The sequence below is a fragment of the Bradyrhizobium sp. MI1.10 genome (assembly GCF_055811035.1).
Genome location: NZ_JBVVPN010000020.1, coordinates 76,711 through 92,538, shown reverse-complemented (window position 1 = coordinate 92,538; position 15,828 = coordinate 76,711). Strand labels below are relative to the sequence as shown.

Below are 15,828 nucleotides of genomic sequence, written 5' to 3'. Positions count from 1 at the left end.
GGGCTTTTCAGCCGACGGCGGCATCGCTGTCGGGGAAAACCTGCGGCAATTGCAGCCGCACGCGCGTGCCTGAGGAATCCGAGCTCAGATCGAGCATCGCCCCGCAGCGCGCGGCACGGCTCCTCATGTTGCGAAGGCCCCGCGCGGTCTGGCTCGCGTCGGTGGCTCCGCCGCTGCCGACCGGCGCAGAACCGTTCGCAAAGCCCTTGCCGTCATCCGCGACCTTGATCACACCGTACGGTCCCTGACCTTCGTCGACCGTCTCGATGGTGACCGCGATGCGGCGGCCCTCTGCGTGCTTGACCGCATTGGTCACGGCCTCGTCGAGGATGCGCACGATCTGGATGACATGCCATGGCCTGAGCTCGGGATGCAGCGGTAGCCCCTGCGGCGTGGCCACGTGCCAGTCGAGTGCGATGTCGTGCGGTCGCAATTGCGCGGTCGCGCGCTCGCGCCAGGAGCCGAGTGCGAGCATCAGGTCGCCGCCGATGTCGTCCATGGAATCGATGACGAGGCGGAGGTCCTTCAGCGCCGCACGGGCGGCGTCGGTGATGGTCGCGCCCTCGTGCCCGCGCTCGGACAGTGCCACGATGCTGATGAGCTGGCCGCCGAGGCCGTCATGCAGGTCGCGCATCAGCCGCGTGCGCTCATTGGCGAGCGCGGCGGCCCGTGCACGCTCCTCCTCGCGGGCAAAGCTCGCCTTCAGCCGCTCCTCAGCCTCGCGTACGCGCGTCACGAGCTGGTCGGCAAAGCTGTCGACCTGGTTCAGCGCGCGCGCGAACCGCCAGGTCAAGCCGGCGCCGATCGCGACCAGCATCGCCGAATAGGACAGGCGCGAGAGGAAGATGCGCTCGTTGGTCACGATCTCGAACACCGACAGCATGTCGTGGACCCAGCAGATCAGCACGATGGTCACCGCGCAGCCGAGCGTGAAGCTTGCCGCGTCCTGCCGCCGCACCACCGCGGCAGCGGTGACGCAGGCCATCAGGAGCAGGCAGAGACCGACGGTGGGAATGCCAAGCAGGAGAAACAGAATGCGCGGCAGCGGCGGGCCGGCGATCAGTCCGACACCGAACACGACGAGCCCCGGTGCGAACAGCAGCATGCCGTAACGCGGCCAGCGCCAGCCGAAGAACAGCACGCCAAAGACGACGACCAGGGCGCTCTCGATCGGTGCGGACGCGAGCAACACCGCGGCGAGCCGGGACGTGTTGACGGGGGGCACCGGTGGCGGCGCGAAGGCCTGCACCACGCCAAGTACCATCGCCACGGCGAGGACGCCGTAAACCGGCTCGCGGCGGCGCATCAGCCACATGATCGCCAGGATGACGGCGAGGATCGACTGCCAGGCGGAGAACACCACGGGCAACGTGACGAACATCAGCGTGCGTGTCTCGTAGGCCGGCCGCAAGGCCGCATCCGGGCCGACATAGACGGTGTCGAGAAAGCCCTTGAGCGGTCCCCAAACCAACAGCCGCACCGTGATCTCGTTCGCGCCCTCGCGCAGCAGCGAGGACGGGATTGACGCGATCTGGGGAGTGTTGCGGTCGGGCCGGTTGGCGTTGGCATCGCGTCGGGAATCCAGGATGACGACGCCGTTGATTGCGACTTCCACCGCGTTGCTGAAGCGCGGCAGGAATACCGACCATCCCGACGCCACGTCGCCGCGGCGGAAGGTGAAGGTGCCGGTGTAGAGCGGCGGGTCGGCCAGGGAATAGCGTGACGACGTGAAATGCGGCAGCGTCACCGGACGTGCCACGCCGTCCTCGCGCAGCGAGAATTCGCTCAGGGCAAAGTCGTCGGGGTCGCTGGGCTGGAGCAGCCGCAGCCCGAGGACGGTCGCGACAACTATGAGCGCCTGGAGCAGCAGATAGGGTACGAGGCGCGAGACCAGCAGCCGGCGCCGCGCGGGTTTGACCGGTGCCTTGGCCGCGATCTCGCTCACAGCTTGATCAGGCCCTGCTGCACCGCTTCGAACACCGCTTCGCTGCGGGTGTGCACTTCTAGCTTGCGATAGATGTTCTTGATGTGGCCGGGCACGGTCTGCCGGGACAGGCCGAGATGGCTCGCGATCTCGGCGTAGCTGAAACCTTTGGCGATGCCCCAGAGGATGTCGATCTCGCGCGGGGTGAGCCTTGCGGTGTTGAGCGCGGGACCAGGCGGAGGCTCGGCCGCATTCTGCGCGGAACCTTGCGTTCTGCGCACGATGAAGCGGGCGATCGAGGCCGAGATCGGCGAATGGCCGGCGACCAGATCGCGCACGGTGGTGGCGATATCAGTGGGGAACGCATCCTTCAGGAGATAGCCGGTGGCGCCGACCGTGATCGCGGAGATCACACTCTCTTCGTCACCGAGCGCCGAGATCACCATGATCTCGGTGTCGGGAAAGCGTTGCCTTGTCTCGCGGATCAGCTCGACGCCGTGGCCGTCGGGTAGCCGCAGATCGGTGAGCAGCACGCGCGGTGCCCGCTCGCCGAGCCCGGCGCGGGCCTCTGCGAGCGTGCCGGCGCTGCGCACCTCGTAGCCGGCCTTGACCAGCGCGTCGTGGAGCCGCCAGCAGGTCGGCGCGTCGTCCTCGACGAGGAGGATGGTGATGGCCTCACCCGTCTCGCCCTGTTCGGTCATGATCATCGCCCTGCACCGCGTGTCCCCCGCGGCGCACGGCCAAGTTTAGCCGCGGTGCCGGCGCCGCGACACCCATAATCATGGGGGCGCATTGTCACTCTTCCGCACCCTCGCGGACGCCGCCTACCGCTTTGCTGCGGCCGATAGCGTCGGCGGCGCGGGCAGATGCTGCACCCTGACCCGCGCCGTGCGGCGTTGCTCGCCCTGGGTTGAGGGGCTGGTGAGATCCTCGCGTCCGCCCAGGATGGCCCCTCTACGAAGCCTCTCCCCGCGGCGGCGGATATCGCCGGGCCAGCGCCGACAACGGCAAGTGTCGCTCGCCCTCCGGCAGCTCCAGATAGGCGAGCACGAGCGGCCGTTTCCAGTCACCGACGCCGAGATCCATCGTCATCCATTTCTGCGGTTCGGGGCCCTCGAGGCCGCGCACCCAGACGAAATAGCGGGGGAGATCGTCGGCTTCCGTTTCGGTCGCGCGTCTCCTGGCCATCAAAGCTGCTCGCCGTATCGTTACGTGTTGCCACACGATATAGGGACTGGCCCGGCGAAGTCGAACCGCCGAGGGAGGGCATGCCGGGAAGCACGCAGCCCTCTTCTGGCATAGTGTCCCAAGGATGCGAGCCGTACGGCCGGCCGCTCTCGTCAGTGCCAGAGTTCGCAGGTCGCAACCCGGTTGATGTCCGCGAGCCGCCGGCTGGTGTCGCCCTCGAGGTCGAGGCTTGCGACCAGCGTCAGCAGGCGATGATAGGCGCCGTCAGCGACCTCGACGGGCAGCGGAGCCTCATCGAACGTGTCGACATAGCTGCCGACGAGGCCGCTCAACAGACGGCACAGGCCGCGCTGTTCGGGGTCGTCGCGGCCGAGCGTCTCGAGCTTTTGCTGAAAGATCCGGAACGTCCGCAGGCCGTGGTGCTGTTGCGAAAGCCAAGTGTGCAGGTCGTTCATATGTGCTCCTTCGAGTTGCGGAAGAAGCTACCGGTTTATACAGGCGGGATGTGACGATTGCTAGGGAGGGGGAGGGACTGGACGCGTTGACCCAGTCCGCTAGCCTCCGCGAGGAAGCTCCGATTTGATCTTTCGATACTGTCCTTCTAGCCTCACCGTAACGTCTCCCTCGCACGGGTGGTGCGAACGCAAGGGTTTGTTCAGTGAGGATTCTGATCGTCGAGGACGATGCCGCCATGGCGCGGGGCCTTGCCGAGCGGCTCAAGCTGTCCGGGTTCGCCGTCGATATCGAGTCTGACGGGGCTTCGGCGGCGCAGACCGCCTTGCTGGAACCCTACAGCCTCATCATCCTGGACATCAACCTGCCGAATGTGTCGGGTTTCGGCGTCCTGCACAAGATACGGCAAGCCGGGTCGACCGTTCCGGTCATGATTCTGACTGCCCGTTACGCGACCGGCGATAAGGTCAGCGGCCTCGATCTTGGCGCCGACGATTATCTCTCCAAGCCATTTGATATCGCCGAATTTGATGCCCGCGTTCGTGCGCTCGTGAGAAGGGGACAGGGGCTTCCCAATCCAACCTTGATCTGTGGCCCGCTCGCGTTCGACCGCGCCGCGGGCACGATTACATTGAGCGGCCGGCCGCTTGAATTGCGACGGCGCGAGTTCGCGGTGCTGGAGGTGCTGATGACCCGCGCCGGCAAAGTCGTCTCCAAGGAGCGCCTGATCGCGGAGGTGTTTGGCTTCGACGAGGCGGTCGCGCCGAACGCGGCGGAACTCTATGTTGGTCGCGTTCGCCAGAAACTCGGTCCCGACGGGCCGCGGATCCGCACCGTCCGCGGGCTAGGGTATCTGCTGGAGGTATAGTGATCGCCACCTGGCGGCCGTCGTTGAGGCGAACACTCCTCACCAATCTGGTGGCGCCCGCCATTGTATTGGCGATGGTGCTTGGAATCGGCGGTATGTTGCTGATTCAGCGGGTTGTCCAGACAGTCCATGACCGGTTGCTCGATGGGTCGATTCTCGCCATCGCCGAACGTGTCGGCGTGGAAGATGGCGAACTGACCGTCGACTTGCCGCAGGTTGCGCTCGGCATGCTGGAGAGCCAGTCGCACGATAGCATTTACTACAGCGTGACTTACCTCGGCGAATTGATCACCGGTTACAAGGATCTTCCGCTCGCCGGGTTCGATCGATTGAAGGCTGGCGAAACCGGACATCGCGATGGCGCGTATCGCGGCAAAACGGTTCGTATCGGCGCGCAGGCGCGGCAGGTCTACGGCAGGCCAGGGCTGGTCCTCGTCGCAGTGGCCGAAACGGTGCAGGCGCGCCGCGTCGTCGAACGTGAAATGCTGATCGGACTGGCGATGCTCGAGGCCGGCTTGATTAGCCTCATCGCTTGCCTCGGCTGGTACGCGGTCGATCGAGGCCTGAGGCCGCTTGGCGAACTCAAACAAGAAATCGACGCGCGCGGCATCCAGGGCGGTCCAAATCTCAGTCCGCTTGACCTTTCCCGGGTGCCGCAGGAAGCTTTAGCACCGGCGCTCGCGGTAAATTCCCTGCTACAGCGGCTGGATCTGGCCATTGGACTGGTGCGCCGATTCACCGCCGATGCCTCGCATCAGATGCGAACGCCGTTGGCGATATTGCGAACGCATCTCGATCTGGTGCGACGCCTGGGGTCGGAGACGCCGGCGGGCCAATCTGCCCTCGACGAGGTCGATAACGCCATCAACCGCCTTGAACGGCTGCTCGAGCAGCTCGTGACACTGGCTCGGGTCGACGAGCAGAACATTGCGCAACCGGCCGCGGAGAACGTTGACCTGAACGAGGTCGCCTTCAATGTCCTGTCGGAGCGTGCCCCACAGGCGTTCGCGCGCGACATCGACGTCCAGTTCGATCGATTTGACGGTCCCGCGGTCATCGCCGGCAATACCGTCCTGATTGGCGAATTGCTGGCAAACCTGATCGACAATGCCATCCGCTACAACCGACCCGGCGGGTTGGTCCTGGTTCGCGCGGTTGTTGACGCCACGACCGCGCGGATTGAAGTCGAGGATACCGGTCCGGGAATTCCGGAGGCCCATCTGGCCCGTGTCTTCGAACGCTTTTATCGGATTCCGACGGCGAACGGCCCTGAGGGTAGCGGCCTTGGACTGGCCATCGTGAAAGCGTTGTCGGACCGTCTCGGGGCTCAAATCGTGCTTGCACCTGGCCCGGAAGGCCGGGGCCTGCGGGTTTCCGTGAGCTTTCCTCTTGCCAAGCGTGATGGTGAAAGCTCAAGTTGAGGCCTGATTGTGCGCCGCTGTAGAAGTGGCTGCAGTCCTGAACAAACTAAAGTCCGCAAAGCGGCTCATGGACGAGGAAGCGTCACGATGAGGGCTGCCAAAGCCTTGGCCTTGTGCGTTGGAATCTTGCTGGCGTGGCCTGCCATGTCGGAGCAGGCGCAGCTCGGCCCTCTCAAGGGGCAAGCATCAGTTCCCGCCGCAACTCGAGAGCAACTCAACATCGTATCGACGACCCAAGACGCGGACGTCGCCGACTTGCTTGCCGATTTCCGGGCAGGTCATCCGGACATCGAGATCGTCCATACAAAGATCAACTCGAACGAAATCTACAATCAAGTCGTGGATCCCTCGACCTCCAGCGCAGCACCCGGAGATATTGTCTGGAGCTCCGCGATGGATCTGCAGATCAAGCTCGTCAATGACGGCTATGCCCAACCCTATGTCTCGAAGGAAATTACGCATATCCCGGATTGGGCAATCTGGAAAGACGAAGCCTATGCCATCACGGCGGAGCCGATTGTCATTGTTTATAACAAGAACCTCGTCGCGGAGGGCGATGTTCCTCGAACCCGCGCGGATCTGAAGAGCCTTCTGAGCCGGAAGCCCGATACCTATCGGGGCAAGATCGCAACCTATGACCCGGAGCAGAGTGGGACCGGTTTCCTGTTCATCACGCGCGATGCCGGAATCACCAGGACAACGTGGGATTTGGTCCGTGCCTTTGGCGGCGCCGGTATCAAGCTTTACTCGACCACCGGAACGGTGCTTGATCGAATTTCATCCGGCGAACATCTGATCGCCTACAATATGATAGGGTCTTACGCGATCGAACGGGCCAAGGAAGATGCCTCTATCGGAATCGTGTTTCCTGCCGACTACATCACCTTGATGTCGCGAATAGCCTTCATACCTGTCACTGCGCCGCACCCGGAATCCGCGAAACTGTTTCTTGATTACTTGCTTTCGGAGCGCGGCCAGAAATTTCTCCTGGCCCGGTCGGTTGGTCCTGTGCGCCTCGGTCTCGGCGCACAAGGCGTGATACCTGCGGATCGCAGCGGCGCGGTCAAGCCGATCCATATTGGTGCAGAATTGCTCACCTATCTCGATCAGTCGAAACGAGCGAGCTTTCTCAAAGAGTGGCGCCGCGCATTGCAGGATCGATAGAGATCCAGGGATTTGGATTTCAAACGGAATAACATCCGAGAGAAATCCCCATATCTGCCGGCTCGCCAAGCGCGCCGTCTTCACCTCCGGCTTCGACCAAATTTCCTGCAGGGTGCATCAGCGACAGGTTGATGACAGGCAGCTGATATACGGTGAGGCAGCCTAGCTTGAACGATAGCGCCTCGCGTATCGGTCAATCCGGCCGCGATCAAGTTTGCAACACCTGCCTGACAGGTGAACAAGACAAAGAATCACAAACGATAAAAGGGGAGGACGGCATGACGGCTACCACCGGACAGTCGAAGCTTGGCATGGTGCTCCGCGTCACCAGTGGCAACTTTCTTGAGATGTTCGATTTCTTTCTGTCGGGCGTCTACGCATCGTACATCGCCAAGGCATTCTTCCCGCTTGAAAATGAATACGCGTCACTGCTGCTGACGTTTGTCGCGTTTGGCGCAGGCTTTCTGATGCGTCCACTCGGCGCCATCATCCTCGGCGCCTACGTGGATCGGATCGGGCGGCGCCAAGGCCTGATCGTTACATTATCCATCATGGCTGCCGGAACGGTGCTCATCGCGTTCGTGCCAAGTTACGCAACCATTGGCATCTTGGCCCCGATCCTCGTCCTGATTGGGCGCCTGCTGCAGGGCTTCTCGGCTGGCGTCGAGCTTGGTGGTGTTTCCGTCTATCTCTCGGAAATGGCCACACCGGGAAAGAAGGGTTTTTACGCCAGCTGGCAATCGGCTAGTCAACAGGTCGCGATCATCGTCTCGGCCTCGCTGGGGTTTGCTCTGAATGCATGGCTTGCACCGGCGCAACTTAACGATTGGGGCTGGCGCATTCCGTTCTTCATCGGCTGCCTGATCGTTCCTTTCGTGTTCTTCATTCGACGCTCGCTGCAGGAAACCGATGAATTCCTGGCGCGGAAGCATCATCCGACACCCCGCGAGATCTATCGCTCCATCCTCGCAAACTGGAGCGTTGTTCTTGCCGGGATGATGATGGTGATCATGACCACGGTGTCGTTCTACCTCATTACCGTCTACACGCCGACATTCGGCAAATCGGTCCTCAAACTCACCGCGGCCGACGGCCTGATCGTGACGATTTGCGTGGGAATATCGAATTTCATCTGGCTTCCCATCATGGGCTCGTTGTCCGATCGGATTGGTCGTCGGCCGATCCTCATCGCCTTTTCGACTTTGGCATTTCTGACTGCATATCCCGCGCTTTCCTGGTTGGCCGCAGGCCCGACGTTCCCGAAGATGCTGACGGTCCTGCTTTGGTTGTCGTTCATCTACGCCAGCTACAACGGCGCGATGATCGTCGCATTGACCGAAGTCATGCCGGTAGGCGTACGAACGTCGGGATTCTCCCTCGCATATAGTCTGGCAACGACGTTCGGAGGGTTTACGGCAGCGATCTGCACCTGGCTGATCGCTGCCACTGGTGACAATGCATCGCCGGGATATTGGATGAGCGCGGCAGCGCTCTGTGGTCTGGCCGGGACGTACCTCGTTTACAGGCCGCAGGAACGACGCGCGCTATCCGGCGCTAGTTCGGTTGAGACGGCGATAGGGACGTGACCACCAAAGTGCTCGATGATTTCGACCGTCAACGAGCAAGCACAGTCCCCGAATAATAGCATCGAAGGAAATTGCCGATGAGCGTGACGATCGTCGTGCGCAGGCTAGTTGCGCTGAGCTTGCTGATTGTTTTGACGGCCGCGGCGGGAATCGCCGGGGCGTCCGAGGTCAGGGTCATGATCTCGGGAGGCTTGGCGACGCCTTACAAGGAGCTCGTACCGCAATTTGAACGCGCGACGGGAAACACGGTCGTCACGGCCTATGGCCCTTCGATGGGTACGACGGAGAACGCTATCCCAGTGCGACTGGCACGTGGGGAGGCAGCGGACGTGCTCATCATGGTCGGCGACGCGCTGGGCGAGATGATCAAGCAGGGCAGGGCGGTCAGAACCAGCCGCGTCGACCTGGTGCGCTCGCCGATCGGGATCGCGGTACGCGCCGGGACGCCAAAGCCTGATATCAGTACGTCCGACGCATTGAAACAGGCACTGTTGAACGCGAAGTCGGTTGCATACTCCGATAGCGCCAGCGGCGTCTATGTCGGCAACGAGCTGTTCAAGCGTCTCGGGATTGCGGCCGAGATGAAGGACAAAGCCAAGATGATTCCGGCCGAGCCGGTCGCCAGTGTTGTTGCACGCGGTGACGCCGAACTCGGCTTTCAACAGATCAGCGAACTCCTGCCGATCGCTGGAGCCGACCTTGTCGGGCCGCTCCCGTCAGACGTCCAGAAAATTACGATCTTTTCTGCAGGCATAACCTCCAGCGCCGATCAGCCAGAAGCCGGACGGGCTCTCATTGCCTTCCTCGCTTCAGCTGCAGCCGCTCCGACTCTGAAAAAAGCGGGTCTCGATCCCCTTGCCGCATCGGAGAAATAGACCGGCTTCAGATCTGCGGGACGCGCACGATTGCAGCGAAGGGGGGACTTGATCATGAAACAGTATCTCAACAGCTTCGGCGCACGCCAGACACTTGTCGTCGGTGCAAAGACCTGCGCCTACTATTCGCTTGCCGCAGCGGAAAAAGAATGGCCTTCCCAGCATCTCCAGAAGCTCGCGATCGAGATCCGCGAGTCCGATGGTGCGAATAAGGCCATCATTCCCTTGACCTGCCGCATCGATACGCTCGACGAGCTCGAATATTTCCGCAACGGCGGAATTCTTCAATACGTCCTGCGCCAACTGGCTGCCTGACCGTCAACCCGAAACGAGGACGCCATGCCAATGAATTCCGCGCCGCTACCGAGGATCGAAGCGGAAACCATGCGCCGCATTACATGGCGCCTGCTTCCGTTTTTCATGGTTTGCTATTTCATTTCGTACGTCGACCGCGTCAATGCCGGGTTTGCGGCCCTGCAAATGAACAAGGATCTGGGCCTGACGCAGGCTGCTTTCGGGGCGGGCGGGGCGCTGTTCTATATCGCCTACATTATTTTCGAGGTCCCCAGTAATCTGGCGATGCAGAAAGTTGGCGCGCGGATCTGGATCGCGCGCATTATGATCACATGGGGGATGGTCGGTATTCTCTCCGCTTTTGCGGTAGGGCCGGTTACTTTTTATCTGAGCCGGTTTTTGTTGGGTGCAGCGGAGGCCGGGTTCTTTCCTGGTGTGATCCTGTATCTGACCTTCTGGTTTCCGGCGGCTTATCGCGCACGGATCGTTGCGGTTTTCATGGTGGCCATACCGCTATCGAGCTTTCTGGGATCGCCGATATCCGGCGCCTTGCTGGCGATGGATGGCTTGCTGGGTCTGCGTGGTTGGCAGTGGCTTTTCATCGTTGAAGCCATCCCAGCCGTCCTGCTCGGCCTGGTCTCGTTCTTCGGGCTTCCGAACAAACCCGCTGATGCAAAGTGGCTCGAGCCGGAGGCGCGCAATTGGCTCGACGCGCGCCTGCAGTCCGAGCGATCGATGGCGAAGCAGGGCGGCCACATGTCGCTGTGGCAAATCCTGACTAACAAATATGTGCTCATCCTCGGTTTGATCTATGCGGGGAGCTCGGCCACGAGCAACGCGTTGTCGCTGTGGCAGCCTCAGATCGTGAAATCGTTCGGGATGTCCGACATGGAGACCGGATTCCTGAATGCCATCCCGTTTGGCATTGCCTCCGTCGCGATGATCTTTTGGGGAAGATATTCGGACAGGTCGAACGCCCATGCTCAAAACACCGCAATACCGCTTGCGTTATGCGCAACCGCGCTGCTTGCGACCATGCTCACGAGTTCATTACCCGTGACGCTCGCTATTCTGAGCGTAGTCTTGATCGGCAATTATTCGATCAAGGGACCATTCTGGGCCTTGGCGACGGGGACACTTTCTCCGGCTACGGCTGCGGCCGGAATTGCCGGCATTAATACCCTGTCGCACATCGGTACTTCGGGCGCGGTGTGGCTGCTCGGTATCATCAAGGAGGCGACGGGTAGCTTCCCCATGGCCTTGATTCCGCTGGCTCTGCTTCAAATCGCGGGAATCGTCGCGGTGCTTTGGATCAACAAGCAGGAAATGCTCCCCGCCACTTCCGCCGCAAGCCCCGTACATTGAGCGCAGGCAACATGTCTGACATCCACAAATCCCCGCGGCTCTCCACCAGGATATAAAAATGTCTGCTCAATCCAAAACGAAGCGGCCCGCCACGCTCATTCCAGGCGATGGTATCGGCCCCGAGATCGTGAAATCGGCCGTAGACATTCTCGAAGCGCTCGGCTCTCCATTCGAATGGGACATCCAGCAGGGGGGCCTGGCCGCGATCGAGGCAAGCCGTGATCCGCTGCCGCAGGCGACGCTGGACAGCATCCGACGCACGCGGCTCGCCCTGAAGGGCCCGCTGACGACGCCGGTGGGGGGAGGATTCCGCTCGATCAATGTTCGTCTGCGCGAAGAATTCGGCCTTTACGCCAATTTGCGGCCGGTTCGAAGCATGGTTCCCGGAGGACGATTCGACGACATCGATATCGTGCTGGTGCGAGAGAACCTCGGCGGCCTCTATGTCGCTTTCGAACACTACATCCCGATCGGGGACGATCCGCACGCGGTCGCCATTTCGACCGGGGTCAACACCCGCGAAGGATCGCGCAAGATCATCGAATTCGCATTCGACTACGCGCTCAAGAACGGTCGCAAGAAGGTGACCGTCGTGCACAAGGCCAACGTGCTGAAGGCGCTGACCGGCATCTTTCTCGAGGTCGGGCACGAGGTTGCAAAGAAGTACGAGGGCAGGGTCAAAATGGACGATCGCATCGTCGATGCCACGGCGATGCAGCTCGTCATGAATCCCTGGCAGTTCGACGTCATCGTCACCACCAATTTGTTCGGCGACATCCTGTCCGATCAGCTCGCCGGCCTGGTCGGCGGTCTCGGGATGGCTCCCGGTGCCAACATTGGACCGGATGCGGCGATCTTCGAGGCCGTGCACGGCTCGGCGCCGGATATCGCCGGCAAGGGAATCGCCAATCCGCTGGCTTTACTGCTGGCGGTCGGGCTGATGCTGGAGCACATTGATCAGCCTGATCTTGCAAACCGTCTTAGAGCGGCAATTGATCAGGTCCTGCGCAAGGACGGCGTTCGCACGCCCGATCTGGGCGGCAAGGCGTCCACTGGCGACTTCACGCAAAGCATCATCCGTCGATTGGGAGGGTAAGCAATGACCGCTATTGTTGCATCGCACGCGGCAATCCCCGCTGATAGCACGGCGCAAAAGCTCTCGCGTATCAAAGCGATCGTGGCAGCCTCATCGGGAAATCTTGTCGAGTGGTACGACTTTTATGCTTACGCATTTACCTCGATCTATTTCGCCGCCGCGTTCTTCCCGTCGGGCGACCAGACCAGCCAGTTGCTGGCGACGGCCGGCATTTTCGCCGTAGGGTTCTTCATGCGGCCGCTCGGTGGCTGGCTGTTCGGTTGGATCGCCGACGCGCATGGCCGCAAGAATTCGATGGTGCTGTCGGTGCTCCTGATGTGCGCCGGATCGCTGATGATCGGGATGCTACCCACGTACCAAACAATCGGCGCCGCAGCGCCGGCTTTGCTGCTGTTTGCGCGCATGGCGCAGGGCCTGTCGGTCGGCGGCGAGTATGGAACGGCGGCAACTTATATGAGCGAGATTGCCGGCAAGGGCAACCGCGGGTTCTATTCGTCCTTCCAGTATGTCACGCTCATCGGCGGGCAACTTCTCGCGCTCCTCGTGGTGGTGGTTCTGCAACAGACATTGTCCCTCGACGAGCTGAAGGAATGGGGCTGGCGAGTTCCGTTCCTGTTCGGAGCCGTCGCAGCGGTTGTGGCGTTGTATCTCCGCCGCTCGTTGCAGGAGACGGCGTCGGCCGAGACCATGCATCGCAAGGAGGCTGGTTCTCTCTCCGGTCTCTTGCGTCACAAGCGCGCGCTCCTGATCGTTCTCGCATTTACCATCGGCGGGTCGCTCTTCTTCTATACGTTCACGACCTACATGCAGAAGTTCCTTGTCAACAGCGTGAAGCTCGATGCCAAGGTGGTCAGCTCGATCATGACCGTGGCGCTGATCGCTTTCATGCTGCTGCAACCGGTGTTCGGGGCGCTCTCGGACCGGATTGGTCGCCGCAACAACATGCTTCTGTTCAGCGGATGCGCGACGCTCGCCGCGGTGCCGCTGTTGATGATGTTGTCCGGCACGACCAACGTCTATGCCGTTTTCGGCCTGATCATGGTCGGCCTCATGATTGCATGTTTCTACACCTCGATCAGCGGCGTCGTGAAGGCCGAGCTGTTTCCGCCCGAGGTGCGCGCGCTTGGGGTCGGGCTTCCTTACGCCATTGCAAATGCGATGTTCGGCGGAACCGCCGAATATGTTGCGTTGTCACTGAAATCGTCCGGATACGAAACGGTATTCTTCTGGTACGTCGCGGCGATGGCTTTCGTCGCCTTCATTGCCTCGCTCTGGATGCCAGATACGAGGACGCGAGGCTATCTCGAAGGCGATGGCCGGATCTGAATCGAACACCACGGGCTTCGTCCATGCGTGGGACGGTGTCTGCTGAGAAGTGAATTGAAAAAGGAGACGCGCTAATGCCGAAGGGGTCAGATCTATTGGTTGCCGCACTCGAGAACGAGGGCGTCGACCGAATTTTCGGCGTTCCCGGTGAAGAGAATCTCGATGTCGTGGAAAGCTTGCGCAACTCGTCGATCAAGCTGATCCTGACGCGCCACGAGCAGGGCGCGGCCTTCATGGCCGCGACTTATGGACGGCTGACCGGCAAGCCCGGCGTGTGCATCACCACGCTAGGCCCGGGCGCATTGAACCTGACGACTGGCGCCGCCTACGCGTTGCTCGGCGCCATGCCCATGATCATGCTCACGGGTCAGAAGGGCATCATGAGCAGCCGGCAGGCCAAATTCCAGATCGTCGACGTCGTTAGCGCATTCAAGCCGTTGACCAAGCTGTCGCTCCAGATCGTCAGCACAAGCGGCATTCCGACAATCGTTCGCGATGCCTTCCGGATCGCCATGGAAGAGCGTCCGGGTCCGGTTCTTCTGGAACTGCCCGAGGACATCGCGGGCGAGGAAGCCGAAGACGTCGCGATGGTGGCGCCGCATCCGATCGAGATCCCGGTCGCCCATCGCGCCTCGCTGGACCGCGCCGCCGACATGATCCTCAAGGCCAAGCGGCCCTTGATCATGCTCGGCGCTGCCGCGTCCCGGCCGCGCAGCACGGCTGGCATCGGCGGCTTCGTCCGCCGCACGAAAATTCCGTTCTTCACCACACAAATGGGCAAAGGAACGGTGCCCGGCGGCAGCAATCTCTACATGGGAACGGCGGCGCTCAGCGAGCGCGATTACGTGCACGAGGCGGTCGACCGGGCCGACCTGATTATTGCCATCGGTCACGACACCATCGAGAAGCCGCCATTCATCATGGGCCCGAAAGGTCCTCAAGTCATCCACGTCAGCTACACGCCAGCCAACGTGGAGCGGGTCTACTTTCCGCAGTGCGAGGTGGTCGGCGATGTCGGGCCGAGCCTGGAGTTGCTGGCGGACCGTCTCGAGGGGCGACTGCATCATGCCGGCGCGCTGTTAAGCCTTCGCGAAAGTATTTTGGCCCGGATCGGCGATCGCGCCACCGAGGAGCGCTGGCCGCCGACGCCGCAACGAATCGTGCACGATGTGCGAAAGGTTATTCCCGAAGACGGCGTCGTCGCGCTGGATAACGGGATGTACAAGATCTGGTTCGCCCGCAACTATCGCACCTATGTGGCGAACACGCTGCTGCTGGATAACGCGCTGGCGACAATGGGCGCCGGGCTGCCATCCGCCATGATGGCGGCGATGTTGCATCCGGAACGTCGCGTGCTCGCGGTCTGCGGCGATGGCGGCTTCATGATGAATTCGCAGGAGATGGAAACCGCGGTTCGCCTTAAATTGAATCTCGTCGTGCTGATCCTGGAAGATTCGGCTTATGGCATGATCCGCTGGAAGCAGGCGGTCGATAGTTTCCCGGACTTTGGCCTCACGTTCGGCAATCCGGACTTCGTCAAATATGCCGAGAGCTACGGCGCGAAAGGCTCGCGGGTCGAAAGCACGGATTCACTGATTCCGACACTCGAGAACGCGTTCAAGGGTGGCGGTGTGCACCTCGTCGTGGTGCCGATCGACTACAGCGAAAATACGCGCGTGCTGGTGGATGAACTTCGCGAGAAGCTGAAACAGGTCGTTGAGCCGACGGTGTGAGCCGTCGGCAAGGGTCATTGATTGGCTGAGCTGAAATTGGCGTGATCGCAAACGCCGGCAATGGAGAGTGCAATGAGTGAGCAGATCAACGAGCAGGCCGAGAAGATGCGGGAAATGGCGCAGACCACGCTCGATAAGGCGAAAGAGGCTGTGTCGAAATACATAACCGAATCCCAGAAATTGAGAGAGAAGGCCGATTCCAGCGTTCGCTCAACCTATTCGGCTGCGAAGGAGATGAACGAAAGGGCCGTTGCGTTCGCCGAGGAAAATGTGGCTTCGGGTTTCGAGCTTGCGCAACGGCTGTTGCATGCCAAGGACCCGCAGGAAATGAGTGCGGTTTACCAAAGCCATCTCAAGGAGCAGATGGACAAAATGAACGCGCAGTTTCGCGAGCTTGCAAGTGCGATGAGCCCGCCGTCGACCGTTGACCTGAATAAGTAGGACCGCTCGCCTCAAAGCGACGATCGTATCGCTTGATAACAGGATGGTGCCTGCACGCGGTCGGAGTGCGGACGGTGCATCATTCGCTCAAGAC

At 61.3% G+C, this 15,828-nt stretch carries 15 protein-coding genes; 11 read left to right on the top strand and 4 right to left on the bottom strand.

Translation table 11 applies throughout. From position 1 onward, the window contains the following. Positions 1-7: 7 nt before the first annotated feature. The 4 genes from AC0L3K_RS21760 to AC0L3K_RS21745 all read right to left on the bottom strand — a co-directional run bounded on the left by AC0L3K_RS21760 (position 8) and on the right by AC0L3K_RS21745 (position 3,567). Positions 8-1,945, bottom strand: a complete 1,938-nt coding sequence (locus AC0L3K_RS21760) for an ATP-binding protein (RefSeq protein WP_354199959.1) — start codon at positions 1,943-1,945, stop codon at positions 8-10. Next, positions 1,942-2,625 (bottom strand): response regulator, encoded by a 684-nt coding sequence (locus AC0L3K_RS21755; RefSeq protein ID WP_219680579.1) that lies wholly within the window; start codon positions 2,623-2,625, stop codon positions 1,942-1,944. Before AC0L3K_RS21755 ends, AC0L3K_RS21760 begins: the two co-directional genes overlap by 4 nt. 253 nt (positions 2,626-2,878) lie before the next feature. After that, positions 2,879-3,112, bottom strand: coding sequence for a hypothetical protein (locus tag AC0L3K_RS21750; RefSeq protein ID WP_354126860.1), 234 nt, complete (start codon positions 3,110-3,112; stop codon positions 2,879-2,881). A gap of 152 nt (positions 3,113-3,264) precedes the next feature. Then, the gene (locus AC0L3K_RS21745; RefSeq protein ID WP_219680573.1) at positions 3,265-3,567 is read right to left on the bottom strand and encodes a hypothetical protein; all 303 of its coding nucleotides are present in this window, start codon (positions 3,565-3,567) and stop codon (positions 3,265-3,267) included. A gap of 203 nt (positions 3,568-3,770) precedes the next feature. Between AC0L3K_RS21745 and AC0L3K_RS21740 the strand changes: the two genes are divergently transcribed. The 11 genes from AC0L3K_RS21740 to AC0L3K_RS21690 all read left to right on the top strand — a co-directional run bounded on the left by AC0L3K_RS21740 (position 3,771) and on the right by AC0L3K_RS21690 (position 15,734). Next, positions 3,771-4,433 (top strand): response regulator transcription factor, encoded by a 663-nt coding sequence (locus AC0L3K_RS21740; RefSeq protein WP_007597464.1) that lies wholly within the window; start codon positions 3,771-3,773, stop codon positions 4,431-4,433. Further along, on the top strand, positions 4,433-5,854 hold the full coding sequence (locus AC0L3K_RS21735) for a sensor histidine kinase (protein WP_007597459.1): 1,422 nt from the start codon (positions 4,433-4,435) through the stop codon (positions 5,852-5,854). Before AC0L3K_RS21740 ends, AC0L3K_RS21735 begins: the two co-directional genes overlap by 1 nt. Before the next feature lie 87 nt (positions 5,855-5,941). Next, a complete protein-coding gene (locus AC0L3K_RS21730) occupies positions 5,942-7,018 on the top strand; it encodes an ABC transporter substrate-binding protein (RefSeq protein WP_473366869.1) in 1,077 nt (358 codons plus the stop codon). A gap of 278 nt (positions 7,019-7,296) precedes the next feature. After that, positions 7,297-8,604, top strand: a complete 1,308-nt coding sequence (gene tcuC / locus AC0L3K_RS21725) for an MFS transporter (protein WP_354200368.1) — start codon at positions 7,297-7,299, stop codon at positions 8,602-8,604. Positions 8,605-8,681: 77 nt separating this feature from the next. Beyond that, positions 8,682-9,479 carry a substrate-binding domain-containing protein gene (locus tag AC0L3K_RS21720; protein WP_354126857.1) on the top strand — a complete coding sequence of 266 codons (798 nt, stop codon included), beginning with the start codon at positions 8,682-8,684 and terminating at the stop codon, positions 9,477-9,479. Between the two features lie 54 nt (positions 9,480-9,533). After that, entirely contained in the window at positions 9,534-9,794 is a 261-nt protein-coding gene (locus tag AC0L3K_RS21715) for a hypothetical protein (RefSeq protein ID WP_007597450.1), read from the top strand. 24 nt (positions 9,795-9,818) lie between these two features. Further along, positions 9,819-11,138: an MFS transporter gene (locus AC0L3K_RS21710; protein ID WP_354199957.1), complete on the top strand. Its 1,320-nt coding sequence runs from the start codon at positions 9,819-9,821 to the stop codon at positions 11,136-11,138. Positions 11,139-11,196: 58 nt separating this feature from the next. Continuing rightward, the gene (locus AC0L3K_RS21705; RefSeq protein ID WP_007597446.1) at positions 11,197-12,234 is read left to right on the top strand and encodes an isocitrate/isopropylmalate dehydrogenase family protein; all 1,038 of its coding nucleotides are present in this window, start codon (positions 11,197-11,199) and stop codon (positions 12,232-12,234) included. Positions 12,235-12,237: 3 nt separating this feature from the next. Next, positions 12,238-13,560 (top strand): MFS family transporter, encoded by a 1,323-nt coding sequence (locus AC0L3K_RS21700; RefSeq protein ID WP_007597444.1) that lies wholly within the window; start codon positions 12,238-12,240, stop codon positions 13,558-13,560. Positions 13,561-13,634: 74 nt separating this feature from the next. After that, complete coding sequence (locus AC0L3K_RS21695; protein ID WP_354199956.1) at positions 13,635-15,293, top strand: acetolactate synthase large subunit; 1,659 nt, start codon at positions 13,635-13,637, stop codon at positions 15,291-15,293. A 72-nt stretch (positions 15,294-15,365) separates the two neighbouring features. Then, a complete protein-coding gene (locus AC0L3K_RS21690; RefSeq protein WP_007597440.1) occupies positions 15,366-15,734 on the top strand; it encodes a phasin family protein in 369 nt (122 codons plus the stop codon). Positions 15,735-15,828 lie beyond the last annotated feature (94 nt).